The 22,454-nt window shown below is 38.4% G+C and carries 22 protein-coding genes and 1 tRNA gene; 4 read left to right on the top strand and 19 right to left on the bottom strand.

The features are described from left to right. Positions 1–6: 6 nt before the first annotated feature. From BABA_RS04275 to BABA_RS04255, 5 genes are all read right to left on the bottom strand, one after another. Positions 7–684 carry a 3-oxoacid CoA-transferase subunit B gene (locus tag BABA_RS04275; RefSeq protein WP_007083904.1) on the bottom strand — a complete coding sequence of 226 codons (678 nt, stop codon included), beginning with the start codon at positions 682–684 and terminating at the stop codon, positions 7–9. Further along, positions 681–1,373 (bottom strand): CoA transferase subunit A, encoded by a 693-nt coding sequence (locus BABA_RS04270; RefSeq protein ID WP_007083903.1) that lies wholly within the window; start codon positions 1,371–1,373, stop codon positions 681–683. The genes BABA_RS04275 and BABA_RS04270 overlap by 4 nt, the downstream gene beginning before the upstream one ends. A 158-nt stretch (positions 1,374–1,531) precedes the next feature. Beyond that, complete coding sequence (locus BABA_RS04265) at positions 1,532–3,082, bottom strand: class I adenylate-forming enzyme family protein (RefSeq protein WP_007083902.1); 1,551 nt, start codon at positions 3,080–3,082, stop codon at positions 1,532–1,534. A gap of 41 nt (positions 3,083–3,123) precedes the next feature. Beyond that, positions 3,124–3,903: a DUF169 domain-containing protein gene (locus BABA_RS04260; protein WP_007083901.1), complete on the bottom strand. Its 780-nt coding sequence runs from the start codon at positions 3,901–3,903 to the stop codon at positions 3,124–3,126. Positions 3,904–4,064: 161 nt separating this feature from the next. Then, entirely contained in the window at positions 4,065–5,252 is a 1,188-nt protein-coding gene (locus BABA_RS04255; protein ID WP_007083900.1) for a MalY/PatB family protein, read from the bottom strand. A 120-nt stretch (positions 5,253–5,372) separates the two neighbouring features. Between BABA_RS04255 and BABA_RS04250 the strand changes: the two genes are divergently transcribed. Beyond that, positions 5,373–6,278, top strand: coding sequence for a LysR family transcriptional regulator (locus BABA_RS04250; protein ID WP_007083899.1), 906 nt, complete (start codon positions 5,373–5,375; stop codon positions 6,276–6,278). Positions 6,279–7,103: 825 nt separating this feature from the next. On the opposite strand, the gene BABA_RS27155 is transcribed toward BABA_RS04250, so the two are convergent. Beyond that, positions 7,104–7,200, bottom strand: a tRNA-Sec gene (locus BABA_RS27155). Between the two features lie 268 nt (positions 7,201–7,468). Between BABA_RS27155 and BABA_RS04240 the strand changes: the two genes are divergently transcribed. Next, on the top strand, positions 7,469–7,894 hold the full coding sequence (locus BABA_RS04240) for a DUF2621 domain-containing protein (protein WP_007083897.1): 426 nt from the start codon (positions 7,469–7,471) through the stop codon (positions 7,892–7,894). Positions 7,895–7,969: 75 nt separating this feature from the next. Here the strand turns inward: BABA_RS04240 and BABA_RS04235 are convergent, their stop codons facing one another. Both BABA_RS04235 and BABA_RS04230 read right to left on the bottom strand, forming a co-directional pair. Continuing rightward, entirely contained in the window at positions 7,970–8,449 is a 480-nt protein-coding gene (locus BABA_RS04235) for a CcdC family protein (protein WP_007083896.1), read from the bottom strand. A gap of 209 nt (positions 8,450–8,658) precedes the next feature. Further along, positions 8,659–9,366 carry a cytochrome c biogenesis CcdA family protein gene (locus BABA_RS04230; RefSeq protein WP_007083895.1) on the bottom strand — a complete coding sequence of 236 codons (708 nt, stop codon included), beginning with the start codon at positions 9,364–9,366 and terminating at the stop codon, positions 8,659–8,661. 273 nt (positions 9,367–9,639) lie between these two features. Between BABA_RS04230 and BABA_RS04225 the strand changes: the two genes are divergently transcribed. Continuing rightward, positions 9,640–9,816 carry an aspartyl-phosphate phosphatase Spo0E family protein gene (locus BABA_RS04225; RefSeq protein WP_007083894.1) on the top strand — a complete coding sequence of 59 codons (177 nt, stop codon included), beginning with the start codon at positions 9,640–9,642 and terminating at the stop codon, positions 9,814–9,816. Between the two features lie 58 nt (positions 9,817–9,874). Here the strand turns inward: BABA_RS04225 and BABA_RS04220 are convergent, their stop codons facing one another. The 8 genes from BABA_RS04220 to yneA form a co-directional block, all read right to left on the bottom strand. Further along, positions 9,875–11,668, bottom strand: coding sequence for an ABC transporter ATP-binding protein (locus BABA_RS04220; RefSeq protein ID WP_007083893.1), 1,794 nt, complete (start codon positions 11,666–11,668; stop codon positions 9,875–9,877). A gap of 1 nt (position 11,669) precedes the next feature. Further along, entirely contained in the window at positions 11,670–13,421 is a 1,752-nt protein-coding gene (locus BABA_RS04215) for an ABC transporter transmembrane domain-containing protein (RefSeq protein WP_007083892.1), read from the bottom strand. A gap of 269 nt (positions 13,422–13,690) precedes the next feature. Beyond that, the gene (locus BABA_RS04210; RefSeq protein WP_007083891.1) at positions 13,691–13,906 is read right to left on the bottom strand and encodes a YneF family protein; all 216 of its coding nucleotides are present in this window, start codon (positions 13,904–13,906) and stop codon (positions 13,691–13,693) included. 73 nt (positions 13,907–13,979) lie between these two features. Further along, complete coding sequence (gene sirA, locus BABA_RS04205) at positions 13,980–14,420, bottom strand: sporulation inhibitor of replication protein SirA (RefSeq protein WP_007083890.1); 441 nt, start codon at positions 14,418–14,420, stop codon at positions 13,980–13,982. Positions 14,421–14,642: 222 nt separating this feature from the next. Further along, positions 14,643–16,649, bottom strand: coding sequence for a transketolase (tkt, locus tag BABA_RS04200; protein ID WP_007083889.1), 2,007 nt, complete (start codon positions 16,647–16,649; stop codon positions 14,643–14,645). Between the two features lie 169 nt (positions 16,650–16,818). Further along, entirely contained in the window at positions 16,819–17,049 is a 231-nt protein-coding gene (locus BABA_RS04195) for a DUF896 domain-containing protein (RefSeq protein WP_007083888.1), read from the bottom strand. A 75-nt stretch (positions 17,050–17,124) separates the two neighbouring features. After that, positions 17,125–17,772, bottom strand: a complete 648-nt coding sequence (locus tag BABA_RS04190) for a YneB family resolvase-like protein (RefSeq protein ID WP_007083887.1) — start codon at positions 17,770–17,772, stop codon at positions 17,125–17,127. Positions 17,773–17,784: 12 nt separating this feature from the next. Beyond that, positions 17,785–18,111, bottom strand: coding sequence for a cell division suppressor protein YneA (gene yneA / locus BABA_RS04185; RefSeq protein WP_007083886.1), 327 nt, complete (start codon positions 18,109–18,111; stop codon positions 17,785–17,787). 161 nt (positions 18,112–18,272) lie between these two features. Between yneA and lexA the strand changes: the two genes are divergently transcribed. Then, on the top strand, positions 18,273–18,896 hold the full coding sequence (lexA, locus tag BABA_RS04180; protein WP_007083885.1) for a transcriptional repressor LexA: 624 nt from the start codon (positions 18,273–18,275) through the stop codon (positions 18,894–18,896). A gap of 358 nt (positions 18,897–19,254) precedes the next feature. Here lexA and glnA read toward each other — a convergent pair whose 3' ends face one another. The 3 genes from glnA to BABA_RS04165 form a co-directional block, all read right to left on the bottom strand. Then, positions 19,255–20,589: a type I glutamate--ammonia ligase gene (gene glnA / locus BABA_RS04175; protein ID WP_007083884.1), complete on the bottom strand. Its 1,335-nt coding sequence runs from the start codon at positions 20,587–20,589 to the stop codon at positions 19,255–19,257. Positions 20,590–20,623: 34 nt separating this feature from the next. After that, the gene (locus tag BABA_RS04170) at positions 20,624–21,025 is read right to left on the bottom strand and encodes a MerR family transcriptional regulator (protein ID WP_007083883.1); all 402 of its coding nucleotides are present in this window, start codon (positions 21,023–21,025) and stop codon (positions 20,624–20,626) included. 144 nt (positions 21,026–21,169) lie between these two features. Continuing rightward, a complete protein-coding gene (locus BABA_RS04165) occupies positions 21,170–22,441 on the bottom strand; it encodes a methionine gamma-lyase family protein (protein ID WP_007083882.1) in 1,272 nt (423 codons plus the stop codon). Between the last annotated feature and the right edge of the window lie 13 nt (positions 22,442–22,454).

The raw sequence follows: 22,454 nt of genomic DNA, 5'->3' as shown, positions 1-22,454 counted from the left end.
AGTTAATTACACCACATGCTTTCCACGCATTCGATTCATTATTTTAAAATCTGGGGCTATTTCGTAGGATGCCGGTGTCATGGCTTTTAGTTGATCAAACGAAATTCCTTCAACCATTTCCACTAGCCAAAGCGTACCTTCGCGAATTTTGAAGACAGCATATTGAGTGACGATTGTATCCACTCTTTTCTTTGCCGTCAGCGGTTGTGTACAGTTTGGCAGTATTTTCGCCTCTCCCTTATCAGTCAAGTGAGTCATCGCCACGATTACCCGTCTTGCTCCAACCACCAAATCCATAGCACCTCCCACACCAAGAACATCCTTACCTGCAATCGCCCAACTGGCAAGATCTCCGTTTTCGGCTACCTGCAATGCACCGATAACAGTAGCATCTAAATGCCCCCCTCGCATCATTCCAAGTGACATGGAAATGTCGAAAATAGAGGCGTGGGGGAGAAGTGTAATTGGCAATCTTCCTGCATTTACTAATTCAGGATCGATATTATCTTCAGTAGCTAAAGGACCCACGCCAAGTACTCCGTTCTCAGAATGTAAGGTAACCATACCTTGTGGAAGATAGTTGCTTACTAGGGAAGGAATGCCTATCCCTAAATTAACTACTCCTGATGTCAATTCCCGGGCACAACGCCAGGCAATGTCATGTTTTATCGATTCATTGCTCATTTTGTCGCACCCCTAATCACAATAATATCAACATAGATAAAGGGAGTAACAATTGACTCGGGGTTAAATTCCCCAATCTCTACGATCTCTTCTACTTCGACAATGGTAAGATTGGCTGCAGTAACCATTAATGAATTGAAATTACGCGCCGTTTTATGAAAAATAAGATTGCCAGCTTTATCTGCCTTATGAGCCTTAATCAAGGCTACATCGGCAAATAACGAATGCTCTAGTACATGTTCGCGCCCATTCATGATCCTCGTTTCTTTTCCCTTACCCAGATCGGTTCCCGCTGCAGTCGGTGTATAAAATGCAGGAATTCCCGCTCCACCTAAACGAATTGCCTCTACGAAGGTTCCAAGTGGTAATAATTCAATTTCCAAACGTCCCTCACGATGTGCTTTAACAATTTCTTTATTGGTCGTGAAATAGGTGCCGATTACCTTCTTAATGCGATTTTGTAAACACAGCTTATCAAGAGGTGAGCCCACAGTTATGCTATTGGTAATCATCGTCAAGTCTCGAAGATCAGACCTTTCAACAACAGCCTGGAGCAGATATTCTGGTATACCAGCTAGACCAAATCCGCCTGCCATCATCGTTGCTGCGGGCGAAATTAGTCTGATGGCGTCCTCAGCAGTTAAAAACTTTACATTCGTTTTTATATGATTCACAATTGCTTCATTCATCCATATCCCCTCTATCTTAAGGCACCTGCTTCCTTTATTTACTTCTAAGCCCCAATCTAGAATCCTCCTAACATTTTCCAACGTTTTAAAAAGATATTCTAATCGAAATAGTGAATCGATACATCCCTCAACTAGCTAAAATCTCCTCTTTTATATCCTCAATCGATGTATTTTTCCAAATACCTTTTAATTTCTTGCTTTGCAATTTTACCAATAGCCGTTTTAGGAAGATTTCTTTCTATAATAAATTTTTTAGGTTGTTTATAATCTGCAAGACCTTTTTTGCAATACTCTTTTAAGCTTTCTATATCAAGATTTGTGTTATCGTGCGGTATTATGAACGCGCAGCCAACCTCACCCCATATTTCATCTGGAATAGCTATTATTACGGAGGCACTTACACCGGGGTATTTATTTAAAAATGATTCAATTTCCAAAGGATAAACGTTATAACCGCCACTAATATACATTTCTTTTAAGCGGCCTGCGAAATGTAAATAATTATTTTCATCCAAATAACCGAGGTCTCCTGTCTTTAACCAACCATTGTAAAAGGAATTTTTATTATCTTCTTCGTTCAAATAACCTGAAATTACGCTATCTCCCTTTACAAGGATTTCACCTATTTCGGCCGTTTGAGCCCATGTATCATTAGTTTTTAGAATTTTCATTTGGTATCCATCACCGGGTGCACCCACTGTATTCGCCACAATATTTATATCATCATTAGGCTTAGTAAAGGTGAAAAATCCTGACGTTTCGGTCATCCCCCAGCTAGTTGCTATCGTGACATTTACAAAATTCCTTTTTATTTCATTGATTAGTTCTGCAGAAGACGGCTCTCCACTTACTCTTAATACTCTTATAGAACTTACATCAAAGTTCCTAACACTACAGCTTCTAAACATTATTCGGTACATTGTGGGGACTCCCCCAGTTACGGTTATTTTATATTTTTGAATAAGGTGCAGGGTTTCTTCTGGGTTAAAAGCAGGAACTAGAACAGCAGACGCCCCCGCCAGTAATTGTACTCCTATGCTATTAGTCAGGCCCCCCACATGGCTATTTGGTAAATTAATTAACATCCGATCTTGATTTGTAATTCCCCAAGAATGAATTGTTGTTTTGCAAATTGAAAAAATATTCTTATGTGTAATTACAGCACCTTTAGGCTTTCCAGTTGAACCACTAGTAAAAATGATTAGTAGCGGATCATCTAAAGAGGGTTCATATAAATAGGAAGCGTGGTCTGAACTAAATTCTATTAGGCTCTCAAAAGGTAAAGCGCATTCAATAATTAGATCTCCAAAATAGGAATAAACGTGGTTAATATCTACTTCTTTTAACAAAGTGTTTACATTTTCTTTTATTCTTTCCGTAGTAGCAATTGTAATAAGTAATTTAGGTTTTATTCTCTTACAGAGTGCTATCATTTCTAATGCATTGAGTCTTGGGTCTAAAGGAACTATAACTAATCCTAATTTTGCTGCAGCCATATACACATACATAAATGCTGGGGATTGTGGCAAAATGGTAGCGATGCTATCACCTGGTTTTAAACCTATACGAATAATAGAATTGGCTACTGAGTTGACAGTATCGTGATATTGTTTCCATGTAATTGACTCATCCATAAAAATAAAGGCACTTTGGTCAGGTCTCTCTTCCGCTTGCTTTTTAAGCGTTTCAAAAAAGTTAATAAATGTCATTCCTTCTTATCCTTCCTTTGATGCCTTTTGTTTTAAGTTAGTCATTTTTTACCATAACTAACCTGAAGGCCAGCTCTTGCATCCATTTGGATTCCATACTGTGGAACTGGATAACGTAAACCGTTACGACTTAAATGTTCTAAACCGTCTAGTGCCTTCATTAAATCCTCAGGGGATAAGGCCATTAACATCTCGTCATCCAAAACTCCGCCATACCGGCGCTCCGCAAAACAAGGAATAGATAAACTTGGCTTTCCGGTAGCAAGTGCCCGTCCCCATGAATCAGCGCATGATGATTCTCCAACAACACTCCATTCGAACTTTTCATAATTCTTCCACTGTAATCCATTAATAAAAAGGATCATTTGACCAGGGGTGCCGTATATCAAGCAAATATCAGGATTATCTAGTCTATTAGAACTGAGTGGAGAAACCGCCATTGCCTCATACTTCCCGTATGGAACTACTGTCATAGCATGTTGATGGTCGGAAGAAGCTTGTAGATTTTCAAACCAAACACCTTCCATATTCTTGCCTGATAACCATTCATCGTTACGAGGATGTAATCCAATAACAGCCTGGCATTGGGCTCCAACTAAATCCTCAGCTGTAATACCTACCGTCCAACCAAGCCGTGCTGCTTGAGCAACAATTTGATCCGTCGTGTGAATGCTATTTGGTCGTCGAATTTTAGGAATTGATTCCATATCTTCTTTTTTCTCAAACATTTTCATACCAATAGGGATTGTTTTTATTTTCAGGTACTGATACAACTTATTCACTATTGATTGCCAATCCTTTGTATTTTCTACTTGTTCCATTATTAAGCCCTCATTTCTGTATATTTTTTCTGTTTAGATTATGAACACATGGAATTAAGAGGTTTTATAGTAAAAAGGTGAGAATTCATAAAAGTTAACTAAAGTTAAATATCTTTGTAGATTGTAAGTTTAATTTTTCGCAGGTCTTTTTGATTTTATTCTTATTTCGTTATACAATTCAGCTTTTGTAATGCATTATTCATTCTTCTTAGTCCTTTCTCCACTAAAGACCTAGGACAGCCAATATTCATCCGGATGAAACCTTCCCCTCCAGGGCCATATGTGAAACCTTGGTTAAAAGCTACCTTTGCCTGCTTCAGCATAAATTGCTGAAGCTCTTCGTTACTTAGACCAAGTTCACGACAGTCCAGCCAAACAAGATAAGATGCTTCCGGTTTAATCACCTTGATACCCTTAATATTTTCTTCGATATACTCAGTTAGAAACTCCAAATTTCTCTGCAAATAATCCAGAAGCTGATCTAACCAATCTTGGCCGTAACGGTAAGCGCTTTCAGTGGCTACAATTCCAAAGGTGTTTGGTCGACGCAAGGCAAGTTTGTTCATAGTCATTTGGAAAGTTTCTCTCAGTTTAGTATTTGGTATAATGACGTTAGATGTTTGTAAACCCGCTAAATTAAATGTTTTGCTAGGGGCGGTACAAACAATCGTGTTCTGAGCAAATTGGTCGGAAATAGCAGCAAATGGCGTATGTGTTTTCCCGTTTAAAATGAGGTCACAGTGAATTTCATCGGAAACGACTATTATATTGTGCTCTATGCAGATATTTCCCAGTTCCGTAAGCTCTTCCTTTGTCCAAATTCTTCCTGAGGGGTTATGTGGACTGCAAAGAATTAACAACTTGACGTCTGGTTCTAATTTCCTCCGCAAATCATCGAAATCCATTGAATATCGGCCATCTTCGAATGTAAGCGGATTATGAACGACTTCTCGCCCGTTATCGGTAACAACATTTGAAAATGGATAGTAAACGGGCGATTGAATCACGACTTTATCTCCGGGATGTGTAAAGGATTGAACAATATAACTTAATGCAGGAACTATACCTGGGCTATAGCAGATCCACTCCTTTTTAATGCACCAGTTATGCCTAATCTTCATCCATTCAATAACCGCTTCATAGTATGACCCCGGTATGGTCGTATAGCCAAAAATACCATGCCCAGCTCTCTGTTTGATTGCTGCAATGACGGGATCAGGTGATACAAAATCCATATCCGCCACCCACATAGGTAGTAAATCATCCTCCCCAAACAAATTTCCTACTTCATCCCATTTTGCAGAGGCTGTGCTAAATCGATTGGTAACTTTATCAAAATCATAGGGCATGCGAGCGTCCTCCAATTTAATTTTTTCAATATTTAGTATTATTAAAACATACAGAATGTTACAATGTATAATATCCTATTTTTATATTAATATAGGCAAAACCTATGGATGGTGATTATAATGCGTATTGAACAGCTTGAATATACTGTTGAGATTGCAAAAACTGGCTCAATCACATTGGCAGCTGAGAGTCTCAAAATTTCTCAGCCTAGCTTAAGTCAAGCCATTTCTTCACTTGAAGAAGAGTTGGGGATAAAGATATTTAAACGGTCCAAAATCGGGACCCACCTTACAGAACATGGAAAAGAAATTGTTATCAAGGCGCAGGAGGTTTTAAACAAAATGAATGAACTAATAGAAACAGCAAATCTTCAACAGTCTCTAATCGCGGGACGATTGTCAATCGCTTCAGCCCCATCAATATGTCAAAGTATTTTGCCAAAAGCATTGATTTCATTTAAAAAAAAGTATCCTAGTATTGAACTTGAAATTATGGAAGGAGATTCTCCAAAAATTATCAAACATGTAATGGACGAGAAGGTAGACATAGGTATTTTGGCGGAGTTCTCTAATTATGGAGAATCTAACAAGTATTTGTTATACGAAAAAATATTTAAAAACAAAATAATGGCGTGCGTTGGCAAGCATTCACCATTTGCAAATAAAACTAGTATTTCTTTAAATGAAATATTCCAAAATCCTGTTATTTGCACTTCGAAAGCGCTCATTAACTTTTTAAATAAATACGGACAACCAAATTATCTATTCAAATCAAGTAATTTGGAAGGAGCAAAAAATATAATAACGCATGGAATTGCGACCGGATTTTACACGGAAGCCTCTTTAAAAATTGACCCTTATGTCTCTTCAGGTCAGATTATTCCATTAGAAATTACAGATGCGGGTATGAATGAGGTATCTTATAGTTTAATCCAATTAAAAACTAACCAATCAATTGCAAGTAAGGAGTTTAAAAAAGAGATTAAAGATCAGGCAATCATTTTTAAAAGATTATATGGGTTATAGTGCAAAAATGAATGCATACTATGGGTTGGGCAAAGTTCCGAGAAATGGAATAGCGAAGATAAATTTCTGGTCCTTATGGAAAACCTATTCTATAAATTCTAGCTGAGTATTTAATTTTGTTATTGTTCTAGTGGGTTTCTAGCTTTCCGCTCAAAATGATATTGATGCTGATATTTGTTTTTATAAAATAAAAAAATAGCCCTTAGCTTTAAGTTCATAGCCTCTTACGTTTGATAATGCAATGCCCGTTAAGTTACCTATTGTATAAAGCATAGATTAAATAAAAAATACTATAACAATCCTTGTTTAATGATTTTTGATGACTTTAACAAATGAATGCCCTTGACATAAAAATAAAACAAGAAATTTTATTAAAGAGTTGTAGGCAGCAATTTATTTCTACTTTTATAAATTTCAGTTATAACATGAATATACATTGAATAATTAAAAAGACCGAACATGCGGTAAATTGTCCGGTCAGCAATAAACGGTTCCCGCAATGGAGGTCGGTTTATTGGCGGGATAATCCACCTGAGCGCCATTAACTCAAGGGAGGACTATTTTTTTCGGCTAAATGACAGCATGGTTACGATTAAGCCAGCAAAACCTATCGCAAACATTAGAGATTCAAAAACTGTCACCCGGCATCACCCCATTTCAGTTTGGGAGTGTGCCGACCACCCTAGTTAACACTGGCACTACCCGAAAAATCCTGTTCCACAAAAAAGTTCCACAAGTCAAAAAGCAAATTTATTCATTAAATGGTAAAAACCGCACAAGTGAAAAATTCACAGTGCGGTTTAATTGTATTAGTAGCAACAAAATTGGCGGGACTGCGTGGGAATCGAACCCACCAGACCTGGCACGCAGGTCTCAAGCAGTTTTGAAGACTGTGGAGGGCACCAGCACCCCAATCAGCCCCATAGAACATTGTATTATCATGGTGTAATGACAAAAATTACACAGTCATTTCCCTATCTATCATTTGTAATCATATTACAATGGAATATAGTATTAATCAATAGAATCAGTGGATTTGTCATTTTTTCGACAAGGTTTTCATTTTTCACTATTTTCGTTTAAGGTCTGTACACTATGACTTATCTCAGGAAGAATGGCGAACACTTGTCATTTTCCTGCCCAACAGTCTATAATAAGGAATAATATTGTTTTTTGAAGGTGAAAAATATATGCTTCAAGGTTGGTTTTTGTGGTTTATCCTTTTTTGGGTGGTTTTTTTAGTAGGCTCGTTTGGAATTGGCGGATTTTTTATGTTCCGCAAGTTTTTAAAGAAGATGCCGAAAGAAGACGGCAAGTCGGTGATGGATTGGGAAGAGCACTATGTAAATCAATCGCGTCATTTGTGGAATGACGAGGAAAAGGCTCTTCTAGAGGATTTGGTTAGCCCCGTTCCCGAGCTGTTCCGCGATGTTGCCCGACATAAAATAGCCGGAAAAATTGGCGAACTTGCCATTCGAGAAAATGCCCCTAAAATCACTCAAGAACTGGTGATTCGCGGGTATATTCAAGCGACACCTAAACGAGATCATAAATTTTTGCGAAAAAAACTTTTTCAAAATCAAATAGATGTTGCTCCCTATGAGCATTTATTCTAGACCGTTCACCGTGAACGGTTTTTCTTTTTTCAAAAATAAAAACGCTGATTCCCAAGAGAATCAGCGTCGGTTTACTTAAATCATTTTAATCCCATGTAATTCTTTATATAGCTTCATATATGATCGATACATAGCCACGCGCCACGGCACAATCATACTAAACGCAAGCAGGAAGAACATCCCGCTTAATTGCCCGATATCAATCGTGCTGCTTAGGATTGTTTTTAAAACCAGCCGAACAACTAACAAGCCGACTAAAATAAATATAAACGCCTTAGAACGCTTTAAATAAATATCATTGTCACGAATTTCAAACTTTGAGGTTTTGATTAGTAAGATGGAAAATAACATACCGACAATCATTGCCTCTAAGATTTTCATTGTGGTAAGTCTAAATTCCGGTACAAAATACATGAGTGCCCCACTGGACATAAAAATAGGCGGCATGATAATCTTTTTCACATTTGTCGGTTTCTTTGCTGCCTTCATCCGAACAAACAGCACAAAGAACCCCATAAAAACTGCTCCGATTGAAGAAATAACAACGTAATTCATTGGATCCATTCTTCCCTTATTAAATTATTTTCTTACCCATTATATCTCAATTGATAAATTTTGCTATCAATTTTTCATTGTATTTATGTTCCCAATATTGAAATGCAAAGGTAATCAATACAAAAGAAGGAAATAGTGAAATACTCTTAAAGACTACTATATTTACATATATTTGATTTTTAACAGCAAAATAAAGCAAGGAAAAGAAATTAAAATCCAGTAAAATCGCCAAACAGTCCGGAAAAGATTGTAATGATCTTTGTCATCCAGTCAAAGAAAAGAACAAATCCCATGACAATCATAATGTAGCCGCCAACTTTCATAATCTTCACACTGTGTTTTTTTATCCAGTTCATTCGGCCAACAAAGAACGATAAAATAAAGAATGGAATTGCAAAACCGAGAGAATAGGCAACCATGTATAGAACGCCGGAGCTAGGATTCTGCCCGGCAAGCGTGATGACAAATCCAAGAATAGGACCCGTACATGGTGTCCACCCTGCAGCAAAAGCCATACCAATTAAAATTGAGCCTATATAACCTGATGGACGGTTTTTAAATTCAAATTTACGATCCTTCATTAAAAACTCTGGCTTAAAGATGCCGACAATCATCAAACCAAATAAAATAATAAAAATGGCCCCAAGTTGACGAATTAAATCTTTGTACTCGCGAAAAAAGCTTCCAATAAATGTTGTTCCAAAGCCAATCGCTACAAAAATGATGGAGAAGCCGATTAAGAAAAATAAGGTATGTAACAGACTTCGTTTTTGCAGCATGGCATTTTCGCTCTTTAATTCACCGACAGACATTCCTGTAATGTACGATAAAAACGCTGGATAAAGAGGTAAACAACATGGTGAGATAAAGCTTAAAAAACCTGCACCAAGTGCCATGAATATATTTACATCAGACATATTAACACTCCCACTATAGTCGATACCTCTCCATTCTAACAAAACTTTTGACTAAAAGATAATGGTTAACATGAATATTTTGTGTCACCTTCATTCACACTTTAATTAAAATTCGTTTTTTCGAATTCCCATCTTTTTATTTTTGGATATTCTTTGACAAATCTCTTTGAAATTATTTACATCATAGGTTATACTAGTAAAACAGTGCATTTTTTCTAGCTTTTAACCTATTTCTCCCAAATTTAGGAGTTACTCCGGAAAGGATTATCGGCCGTGATCAAACAAGAATTAGTTGCATTAATCGAAAAAAAGCGAGCTGAATTAATTCAAGTCGCCATCACCAACGGCTTTACTTCCTCCGTTGCAATTCGCTATAGTCAGGAACTTGATAATCTTATAAATGAATATAATAGAATATATATAAAAAAAGTTTCATCATCAGCTTGTTAACTTCTTACGCGAACAAGAGAAAGGTAAAGCCCGGCCATTTAAGCCAGGCTTTTTTCTATTAATTAACCGCATCCTCTACCCGTTCCACCGCTCCATTTTGCAAAAGGAACATCTTGTGATATAAACCTTCTTGTGCAAGTAGTTCTTGATGGGTTCCTCTCTCTATAATCTCACCTTGATGAAGAACAAGTATAAGATCTGCATCTTGGATCGTTGATAGTCGATGGGCAATTGCTATCGTAGTCCGGCCTTTTCGCATCTTCGCCAGTGCCGTTTGAATCGCTTCTTCCGTTTCTGTATCAATATTAGCAGTCGCTTCATCTAAAACCAATATTTTGGGATTGGCTGCAATCGTTCTCGCAAAGGCAATCAATTGCCGTTGACCACTAGATAAAGTGGCTCCTCTCTCAACCACTTTATGATCAAATCTTCCCTCCAGCTTATCGATAAATAAATGGGCTTGAACAAACTTTGCTGCTTCTTCTACCTGCGTATCACTCATGCATACATTATGAAGCCGAATATTATCTTTCACTGTACCGTAAAACAAAAATGGATCTTGCAGGACTAGCCCCATTTTCTCCCTAAGCTCAGGCATAGTAAAATTGCGAATAGATTCACCATCAATCAAAATTTCCCCACGTTCGTATTCGTAAAACCGCATCATCAGATTAATGATTGAACTTTTGCCACTTCCTGTGTGGCCGACAAGGGCGACCGTCTCTCCAGGATTCGCGGTGAAGGAAATATTTTTAAGTACATCCCGTTTCCCATCATAGGAAAAACTAAGATTTCTGAATTCAATTTTTCCCTTTTCAATTAAACTCGTTTTCTCTTCTTTTTGTGCAGGTGCCAATTCCTTTTCATCAAGTAATTTAAATACCCTGGAGCCGGCAACAATCGCCTGCTGGTATAGGGACAACCGCATCATCATTTGGTTTACAGGTTCAAAAAAACGATCTAAATAATTGATAAACGCATAGATGACCCCAATTTCGACACTATGCCCGAAGGAGGTGATCCCAAAATAGCTGAGGACAATAATCAGCGCAAACGTATAAATCAAATCAATGGCTGGTCTTAAAAGCAGCCCATCAATTTTAATATTTTTCATCCCTGCATTGAAGTGCTGTTCATTAATGTCACCAAATTCTTTACGCAGGCGTTTTTCCTGGCGAAATACTTGAATGATCGACATACCGGACAAAGATTCACTTAACTTTGCATTCAGCTGGCTTAGTCTTTCACGCATATCCAGATAGAATCGCGAGCTTAATTTACGATACAAATTCATGACAAATAATAACAGTGGGATAATAATCACACAGAACAACGCCAGCTTCACATTTAAAATGAACATGGCAATAAAGATACCCGTCAGTAAAAATCCACTTTGGATAAAGGTCGCAATAACAGTAACAAACATATCCTTTATTGCTTCCGTGTCATTCGTTACCCGTGACACAACGCTACCCGCAGGTGTCTTATCGAAATACCTCAAACCCAGCGATTGTACCTTTGAAAAAACATCAATCCGCAGCTGTTGGATAATATATAAGGCAATCTCTTGAAATTTCACAAACTGGAAAAACATCAGGATTGCTTTTACCACTTGAATTCCCATATATACTGATCCAAGAATCAATAATGGCTGATACTCAAGCTTTCCCGGTGTTAAGTAATTATCAATAAAGATTTTCACTAAAATTGGCAGAACAATGTCACCAATTGTTGTTAAAATCAGTAGGACAAAGGCGAAGCTAATTATTTTTTTATGCGGCTTTGTATAGGAAAGAAGGCGGAATAAAACCTTTCTTTGTTCACGATCCGACAGCTTTAATTTCTCTACCATATTATTGTCCCCCATGCTCGACCAGTTCTTCTAGCTGTTGGTGCAGATACATTTCTTTATACCATCCGCCTAATTCCATCAGTTCCTCGTGTGTACCTCTTTCTATGACCTTCCCATCTTCCAGGACAATAATGTGATTGGCATGCTGAATGGCACTTAATCGATGCGAAGTAATGATGGTTGTTTTTCCCGTGCGATTCTCCCTTAAGGATGAAAGGATTGACTCCTCCGTTTTGGCATCAACAGCTGATAATGAATCATCTAATACTAATACTTCCGGATTCATTAATAGAGCACGAGCAATTGATATTCTTTGTTTTTGTCCGCCTGATAACGATACCCCTCGTTCGCCAACAACGGTTTGGTATCCTTCGGTAAATTGGAGGATATCGTCGTGAATATTGGCTAGTTTCGCAGCCAATTCAACATTTTGTATCGAGGTAGTTGGATCTGTAAAGGCAATATTTTCGGCGACAGTAGCTGAAAACAAAAAATGATCCTGTGGTACATAGCCAATTGCTTCACGTAAATTTACCAGCTTATACTCTTGCAATTTTTTTCCACCAAATAATATGTGACCAGTATAGCCTTCAAACTCTCGAATAAGCAGCTTCAACAGCGTTGTTTTTCCAGAACCGGTTTTACCAACGATACCGAGCGTATCCCCTTGGTTAAGAGAGAACGAAATATCTGTTAAGATGGGTCTTTCTTCACCCGGATAGGTAAATTCCGCAATCCTATAGTGGATATCCCCACATGGTACAATATTTAATGCATTCTTATCATCCATTATTTCTATTTTTTCGTTTAGAAGTTTGGCAACACGGTCATAGGAGGCACGACCTCGTTCAACAATATTAAACAGCCAGCCAAACGCCAGCATCGGCCAAATTAATAGGCCTAAATAGGTGGTAAAAGAAATTAATTCCCCAATCGTTAACTCGCCATTAAGGACGTATTTTGCACCAAAGGCGATTGATAAAAAAAAGGATATACCGGTAATGATTGAAATAGTAGGATCATAGAGGGAGTCTATTTTCGCCACGACCATATTCTTTTGAACGACATCTGCCGACTGCTTGCGAAAATCCTCAATATCTTCCTTTTCCTGTCCAAATGTTTTGATCACTTTAATTCCGGTAATGCTTTCCTGGGTTTTATCATTTAGTGATGAGAACGCCTCTTGTGCCTTATAAAAGCTTTTGTGCAGCATGGTGCCAAACCAATTTGTCAACAATGCCATAAATGGCATCGGAATCAAACAAATGAGGGTTAACTTCCAACTGATCGTAAATGCCATCGCGAGGATAACAAATCCGCCTGTCGATAGGGAGTCAACGAGAGTTAACACCCCTGCTCCAGCTGTTTGTTGAATTGCAGCCAGGTCATTTGTTGCATGTGCCATCAAGTCGCCGACCCGGCTTTTTTGATAAAAGGATGGTGACATATTGGTAAAATGCTGAAATAAACGATTTCTTAAAATCTTACTAAGTTTAACGGATGAACCAAAAATCATAATTCGCCAATAATATCTAAGCCCATACATTGCGAGTCCAACCACAATCAATACAAGCATCCATTCAATTAACATCCCTTTTGTGATCGTTCCATTGTAAATATGGTCGGCAATTATACCAATTACTTTAGGAGGAACTAATTGTAGAAATGCGACTAGTAATAAAATTAAAATTCCTGATATGTACGCTTTTTTCTCCTGTTTAAAAAACCAGCCTAATTCTAAAAAAACCTTCATAAATACCCCCTCAATTGCTAAGACCCACATATATTTAGCTTATCGAAGTTATATTTTATCAAATTTTTATAAAATAATAAAGATTTAGAAATTGGTGGTACAGTATTCGCTGAATGGGGAGCGTTATCCGCTGATTGAAGTGAGATATTCACCGATTGGAAAGGCCCATCCGCTGATTGGGCTGAGTTATCCACCGATAAAAAGGCTTATCCGCTGATTGGCTTATTCACATGAAAAAAGCACCCATTTTATATGAGTGCTTGTCCGCTTTATTTAGATTGCTGCTTGTTCATGGCTTGCATCATTTGATTTATTTTCTTCTGCGACGGTTTCATGCCCATTTGCATCATCATCATCTTTAACATTTGTTCATTGATTGGCGGATTTTTCTTTAAGTAGCTCATCATATATTTACGAGCAATGAAAAATCCTAGTGCTACACCAGCTGCTAATGCTAGTATACCAACTAGAATGTAATAACCCATTCAACTTCCTCCTTCATGTTGTCTACCATACAGTGTACTAAATAAAACGGGATAAGACAATATCTCATTGCAATTAGATAAATTTTCTTTCTTTAATCGGTTTTAACCAGCCGTAGCGCTCGTGTTCAAGATCAATGGCTAAGAAGGAAGATTCGCATTTTCGAAGCACTTCAAAAAACGCCGTTTCTGCCTCATAGCTGCCCTCTGCCTCAACTAAAATTAAATCTTGAAACACCTCTACCCTTGCTGTACTTAGTTTTCCGCTTAAGTAAATCGTATATGCACCATGATCCGCACTGAATCCCTTAATTTTCCCAAGTTGTTTTTGAATAAGTTGGTGGATTTTTAGGACTTCTACTCTTTTCGTTATATAAGAAATTTGTTTTTGCGTTATAAATTTAAGCTCGCCGACGGCTGTTTGATGTTCCTGAAAAAGCTGAAAAAATAATCGCTCTCTTCCGAAGTAATGGGCGGCAAATTCATCTTCTATTAAATATAGCTGATATTTTCTCACCACTGTTCTCTCCTTCGTTGAAACCCCTTTTATCTATTATAAAAAAATACAAGCAAAACTTTTGTCTTACGGCGGCAAAAACTTTCACTATTTTTGTCGATTTGTATTTTCCCATTAACCTGCGAGCTGTTTTCCGGCAAGGCAGTCACATTTAAAAGTGAGCATACATAAAAATAAACAACAAAAAAGAGAACGGAAAACCCGTTCTCTGCTCATATATTCTTATTTTTCTAATAGTGCCTTCACACGAGCAACTACATTATTAACTGAAAATCCGTATTCTTCCATGATTTTTTCACCAGGTGCTGAAGCTCCGAACTTATCAATCGCTAACACATCACCTTCGTCACCGGTGTATTTGTGCCAGCCGAATGAAGCCCCTACTTCTAAACCAAGACGTTTTTTTACATTCTTTGGCAGCACAGAATCTTTGTAATCTTGGGATTGCTGCTCGAAGCGATCCCATGAAGGCATGCTGACAACTGAAACGTGAACACCTTCGCCAGCAAGGACTTTTTGTGCTTCAACAGCAAGGCTTACTTCTGACCCAGTTGCCAATAGTAATGCATCTGGAGTGGCTCTTTCAGAAGGAGAAACAACATATGCTCCTTTAGAAACACCTTCATACGCATTTGTATCGGTTCCTTTTAATGTCGGGAGATCTTGACGGGTCAATATAAGTGCTGTTGGTTTATTTGTTGATTCAACCGCAAGCTTCCAGGCAGCGGCTGTTTCATTACCGTCCGCAGGGCGAATGATGGATAATCCCGGCATAGCACGTAATGCGGCAAGCTGTTCGATTGGCTCATGTGTCGGGCCGTCTTCGCCAACTGCAATACTATCATGCGTGAATACATAGGTAACCGGTAATCCCATTAGCGCTGCTAAACGAATAGCCGGACGTAAGTAATCAGAGAAAACGAAGAATGTTCCGCCAAATACTTTGACACCGCCATGAAGAGCAATCCCGTTCATTGCGGCACCCATTGCAAATTCACGGACACCAAACCAAAAATTACGACCTTCGTAAGAACCAGGCATATAGTCTTTTGTACCTTTAATCGTCGTTTTATTTGATCCAGCAAGGTCAGCAGAACCACCGATGAAAATAGGAAGGTTTTTCGCAATTCCGTTTAATGCTTCAGCAGAAGAGGCACGGCTTGCAAGGCTCTTTCCTTCAGGATAAACTGGTACATCTTTGTCCCAGCCTTCTGGAAGTTCATTATTTAAGGCTTGTTCTAGCTGTGTTGCTAACTCTGGGTATTCTTTCTTATACTGTGCAAAAAGGTCATTCCACTCTTTTTCCTTCTTCTCACCATTTTCGACAATGAGTTTTTGGAAGTTATCATAAACTTCCTGTGGTACATGGAAATCTTCCTCAAATGTCCATTTATAAGCTTCTTTTGTAAGCTTTAACTCATCGGCACCAAGTGGAGCACCGTGAACACCAGATGTTCCAGCACGGTTAGGTGAACCATAGCCGATTACTGTTCTTACTTCGATCATTGTTGGACGTTCTAAATCATTTTTTGCTTCTTCAAGTGCGTTTGCAATCTCTTCAAGATTATTGCCGTCTTCTACACGAAGGTACTGCCAGCCGTAGGCTTGGAATCGATCTTTCACACTTTCAGAGAATGATTTATTTAAGTCTCCATCAAGTGAAATATCATTGGAATCGTAAAGGACAACCAAACGACCTAATTTCAAATGTCCTGCAAGTGATGCTGCTTCTCCAGAAACACCCTCCATTAAATCCCCATCACCGCACATACTGTATGTATAATGGTTCACAAGTTCATAGTTATCTTTGTTATAAACGCTTGCTACATGGCGTTCTGCCATTGCCATTCCGACAGCCATCGCAATTCCTTGACCAAGTGGACCTGTTGTTGCTTCTACGCCTTCAGTATGACCATACTCAGGGTGTCCAGGTGTTTTACTTCCCCATTGACGGAATTGTTTCAAATCATCCATAGATAAATTGTAACCAGATAAATGAAGCATGCTGTATAGCAAAGCAGAACCATGTCCTGCAGATAAGACAAAACGGTCACGGTTAAACCAATGCGGATTTTTTGGGTTATGATTCATAATCCGCGTCCATAATGTATAAGTCATTGGTGCCGCACCCATTGGCATTCCTGGGTGTCCTGAATTTGCCTTTTCGATTGCATCAATAGCTAGAGTCCGTATTGAGGTAACAGATAAATCATCAATAGTATTAAACATGAATTACATCCTTTCTTGTCTACAATTACTTAACATACCATTATATTATAGTGCAGTTGGAATTAATTCAACTACTAAACAAATATAAAATTTAGTTTTTACTTTTTTATTTTACCTTTTATAGAGTAGATATATGTAAAAAGGAATAACAATAAAATGTATTCCTATTTTAATGTAGTGTATTTCTTTTTCTTGCTTTCAGCTTTTCAGGTGTTACATCCTTGCCTTCCGGATCAATAAACTTTGTATTTGTTAATGTATCAAGCATATTTGAACGAAAAGTTGCCAAATACTCACTTCTCAATTTCGATTGTTCTTTTGCCTCTAATTCCGTTAATCCCGTTGCTTTTGCTTTTCTTGCCAGTTCATTTATTCGTGTCATTTTTTCTTTTGATAGCATTTCAGAACCTTCCTTTCAAACTGTTTAAGATAACTGATTTTACTAAAAAAAGAACCTCCTGACAAGGCAAAAGGTCTACTCATCTTGTGATTCGATGTGTTCTTGGTATCTTCTATGTACGGTTGCTTTAGAAATATTATACCCAAAACCTCTTAATGTTGCGGCGATATCAGCAAAGGTCAAGTTATTTTTTCTTAACCTGACAATTTGTTCAATAGGAACTTCGATTTTATCTCGACCAGAGGCTTTCCCAAGATTTTTTAAATTCATTTCCGGTTTATAGCCTCGCTGTACCGCACGTTTCATTCCCCGTTTAATTTTCACATTATGAAGTTTTCGTTGGTATTCCTCCACCATACTGACGATTTTCAATACCATGGAATCTGATTCTGATAACTCCAATTCTCCATTATGAGAAATACTATAAAGTTTAATCCCTTCTTTCAATATACAATGCAGAAGGGCTATTTTGGCATTCCCTCTTCCAAGCCGCGTTTCGTCCTGGATTAACAATGCTTGTACCTGGGGATCTTTTATACGTTCTAATACTTCTAGTATTCCTTCTCTCTCAAAATCATATCCGCTCGCTTGTTCCTTTATAATGGAATCAATTTCAAATTGGCACTGTTTGGCGAGTAGGATTAATTCCTCTTCTTGACGATTTAATGAGGTTTCCTGGGTGTCTTTATTCGTACTAACACGGCAGTATATAATTGCTTTCATAAAGCTTCCTTTCTATTCTTGAGGGGCACTTGCTAGTTCTGTTTGTGCCGTTGAAGTTCTTTTACTTACAGGAATGACGATTTCTTCGCCCGGAAAAATTTGATCGCTGACATTTTCATTGTGCTTCTTCACCCAGCTTACGAAGTCATCATTTGATAAGGAATGCTGACCGGAATATTGATTTGAAATTTTCCATAATGAGTCCCCTTCAGATATTGTGATCTTTACATATTGATCCCGGTCGTTCGTATGATGTTGAAATGATAGGATGAAAGCCAATGAACAGCTTAAAATGATTAGTGTAATAGCATAAGAGTATTTGTACCATAACTTTTTCATCTTTCCGCACCTCTATTAAGAATATATGTTCCCTTTTGGATAATTTTATTATAATCCGAACATCTGTTTGTTGTCAACTATTATTTCGAACTTATGTTTGTATAAAATAGGAGAACATGCTATAATAAAGACAACATTAACCAGGCGAGGTGCATTTTATCATGGTAAAAATATCAAAACGGCAGCAGGATATCCTGGATTTCATTAAGAATGAGGTAAGAAGTAAGGGGTATCCACCATCGGTCAGGGAAATCGGTGAAGCAGTTGGACTCGCATCCAGCTCTACTGTTCACGGACATTTGGCAAGGTTGGAGAGTAAGGGATTAATTAGACGAGATCCTACTAAACCTAGGGCAATTGAAATTTTGGAAGTAGATGAGGCAGCACATATTCCTAGAAACAAGGTTGTAAATGTCCCGGTAGTTGGGAAAGTAACCGCAGGTCTTCCCATTACGGCAATAGAGAACGTGGAAGAATATTTTCCCCTTCCAGAGACTATGGCACCAGCTGACGAACATGTCTTTATGCTCGAAATCATGGGTGAAAGTATGATAGAAGCAGGAATTCTTAATGGGGACTACGTTATTGTTAAGCAGCAGCAAACTGCTAATAACGGTGATATTGTTGTCGCGATGACGGAGGAAGACGAAGCAACATGTAAACGATTTTTCAAGGAAAAGGATTATATCCGCCTGCAGCCTGAGAATTCTACCATGGATCCTATAATATTAAGAAATGTTTCGATTCTAGGTAAAGTCATTGGCGTTTATCGACATATTCATTAAGCTTAAGAGAGTCGGGGTGCCGACTCTCTTTTTTTAAACTAGGTTCTGTTATTATTCATTGTTGATTTTCGTGTAGGTATGAGAAATCATAGGCGGAGAATTTCCGGCTAATGTGTATAGAGGATGCTTAGAGGCAGATATAAGCGGAGAATTTCCGATTAACTGCTCTAAATAAGATAAAATTCAATGATTTGGATAATATTAACGGAAAAACTCCCTTTATTTTTAAGGAAATAGGGGTTTTTCTCAAAATATACGGAACTTTTCCGTTTATTTACAAACACAGTGAAATCAAAATTCAGTTAAAACAGAGACTAACACTAAAAAAGCCCGACGCTTAGAGCGCCGAGGCTTATTCTTAATACATGGACATATATTGATCTCTTTCCCATTGGTGTACTACCGTACGGAACATATCCCATTCAATCTCTTTCGCTTCAACAAAGTGTTCGAAGATATGCTCCCCAAGACCTGAGACAATCACTTCATCTGACTTTAATTGTTCCAATGCTTGAGCTAATGTAGCAGGAAGATCGATAATCCCCTCTTCAATTCTTTCCTCCTTGCTCATCACATAAATGTTTCGGTCTACCGGTTCAGGTGGAGTTAATTTATTTTTAATTCCTTCTAAGCCTGCTTTTAGAAGTACAGCCATTGCCAAATATGGATTTGCTGCAGGGTCAACACTTCGTACCTCAACACGAGTACTTAACCCGCGTGAAGCTGGGATACGAATTAATGGTGAACGATTTTGTGCAGACCAAGCAACATAACATGGTGCCTCATATCCTGGAACAAGGCGCTTATAAGAGTTTACAGTTGGATTGGTTACCGCTGTAAAACTCGGTGCGTGCTTTAGGATTCCTGCAATAAAATGGCGGGCATTGTCACTCATCTGTAAATCACCAGTTGGTTCGAAGAAGGCATTTTCTCCATTTTTAAATAAAGAAAGATTCATATGCATTCCGGATCCATTAACACCGAATAATGGTTTTGGCATAAATGTAGCATGCAACCCGTGTTTACGGGCGATTGTCTTTACTACTAATTTGAACGTTTGGATTTGGTCACAAGCTGTTAAAGCATCAGCGTATTTAAAGTCAATTTCATGCTGTCCTGGTGCGACCTCGTGGTGAGATGCTTCAACTTCAAAGCCCATTCCTTCTAACTCTAGCACGATATCTCGACGGCAGTTTTCACCAAGATCGGTTGGTGCAAAGTCAAAATATCCCCCTTGGTCATTCAACTCTAATGTTGGCTGGCCTTTTTCATCTAGTTTAAACAGGAAGAATTCTGGTTCAGGGCCGAGGTTGAAATCTGTAAAGCCTATTTCGCGCATTTCATTTAACACACGCTTCAAGTTATTACGCGGGTCACCGCCAAATGGTGAACCGTCAGAATTATGAATATCACAAATTAGACGGGCAACTTTTCCTTTTTCTGCTGTCCATGGGAAGACAACCCATGTATTTAAATCCGGATACAAATACATATCAGACTCTTCAATCCGAACGAATCCTTCAATCGATGAGCCATCAAACATCATTTTGTTATCAAGCGCCTTTTCTAATTGGCTGATGGGAATCTCTACGTTTTTAATGGTTCCAAGAATATCGGTAAATTGTAGGCGAATAAATTTTACATTTTCTTCTGTTGCCATCCGTTTAATATCTTCTCTTGAATACTTTGTCATAATAAAACCCTCCAATTTTGAAAAACTTAAGTTTTTAATGAAAAAAACGTGAGATATCACCCTGCCGGAGCGATGACTTATTCAGTCTGCCTGAGTGCAATAATTCATTCCGCAAAAGCTTTCGAAGCTGATCATCCGAAAGATCGCGTTTTACCTTTTCCTTCAGTCGTTCTGCAGCGTTTGACTGTTGTTCTTTGACCAAGAATAGCTGCTTGATTCCTGCCATGTTCACACCCTGGTCAATTAAATCCTTGATTTCTAATAACCTATCAATATCGATTAAACTAAAAAGCCGTCTGTTCCCTTCGGTTCTTGCTGGAGAAATCAATTGGTGTTCTTCGTAATAGCGGATTTGCCTTGCTGTTAATTCTGTAAGCTGCATGACAGTTCCAATGGGAAACAGCGGCATGGAACGACGTATTTCCTTTCCACTCACCAAATTTCTCCTCCTTTTTGTTAATTCATATTTGTATTATATTTGGTGTTAGAAAAGATGTCAATCTTATGTTAGGTTTTCTAACATGGTTTTTAATAAAAAAATTGGACAACACTTTTTAGAGTTGCCCAAGAATTTTTTCACCTATTTCAGTTCTATTAATCCTTTTTCCACTAAATGATCTATGGCAAGACAGATGGCCATTTTCACATGTGCATAGGTTAAACCGCCTTGAACATAGGCAACGTATGGCGGTCTGATCGGCCCGTCTGCTGTTAATTCAATGCTCGCACCTTGGATAAACGTACCTGCTGCCATAATAACATCGTCTTCGTATCCCGGCATATAACTAGGGTGCGGGGTGACGTAAGAATTAATTGGTGAAGCAAATTGAATTGCTTGGCAAAAGGCAATCATTTTATCACGGTCATCGAATTGAACCGATTGAATTAAATCTGTCCGCTTGGCATCCCATCTGGGGGAGGAATTCATTCCTAATTTCTCCAGCATTGCGGCGGTAAATACCGCTCCTTTTAACGCCTGACCCACCACGTGCGGCGCCAGGAAGAAACCTTGATACATTTCTTGCAGGCTATAAAGGGATGCACCTGCTTCCGCTCCAATCCCAGGGGATGTCATTCGATACGAACAGGCTTCCACCCATTGTTTTTTTCCCACAATGTATCCGCCAGTCTTAGCAATCCCGCCTCCAGGGTTCTTAATCAAGGAGCCTGCTATTAAATCCGCCCCCACATGACAAGGCTCCTGCTCTTCTACAAATTCCCCGTAACAGTTATCCACAAATACAACCAAGTCTTGCTTGATTTCTTTAACAAAATCAATCATGTCCCCAATTTGCGCTATCGTAAAAGACGGTCTAGTCGCATAGCCCTTGGAGCGTTGAATGCCAATCATTTTCGTATTTGGTTTTATTTTCTTCGCGACCGTGTCCCAATCGATCCCGCCATCGTTGGTAAGAGCGACGCTATCATAGGAAATTCCGAATTCCTTTAATGATCCAACCCCATTCCCGCGGATTCCCACGATTTCTTCCAAGGTATCATAAGGCTTACCTGTGATATAAAGAAGCTCATCGCCAGGGCGGAGAACACCGAATAAGGCAATTGAAATGGCATGCGTGCCGGAAATAATTTGCTGCCTGACAAGTCCTGCCTCACCGCCAAACACATCTGCATAGACTAATTCTAATGTATCTCTGCCAATATCATCATAACCATACCCTGTTGAAGGGATAAAATGCGAATCACTTACCCGTTTGTTTTGAAAACTTCTTAATACCCGAAACTGATTGATTTCAATTTTCTCATCTATTTCTTTATGTACTTTTGCGATCTGTTTTTCGACTTCACTTACAATCGGATGAAGTTTTTCCCCATTTTTTAGCTGTTGAAACATGTTGTTACTCCAA

The organism is Neobacillus bataviensis LMG 21833 (assembly GCF_000307875.1).
GTDB lineage: Bacteria > Bacillota > Bacilli > Bacillales > Cytobacillaceae > Neobacillus > Neobacillus bataviensis.
The sequence above is the reverse complement of the archived record's forward strand: the minus strand, read 5'-3'. Positions and strand labels throughout refer to the sequence as shown.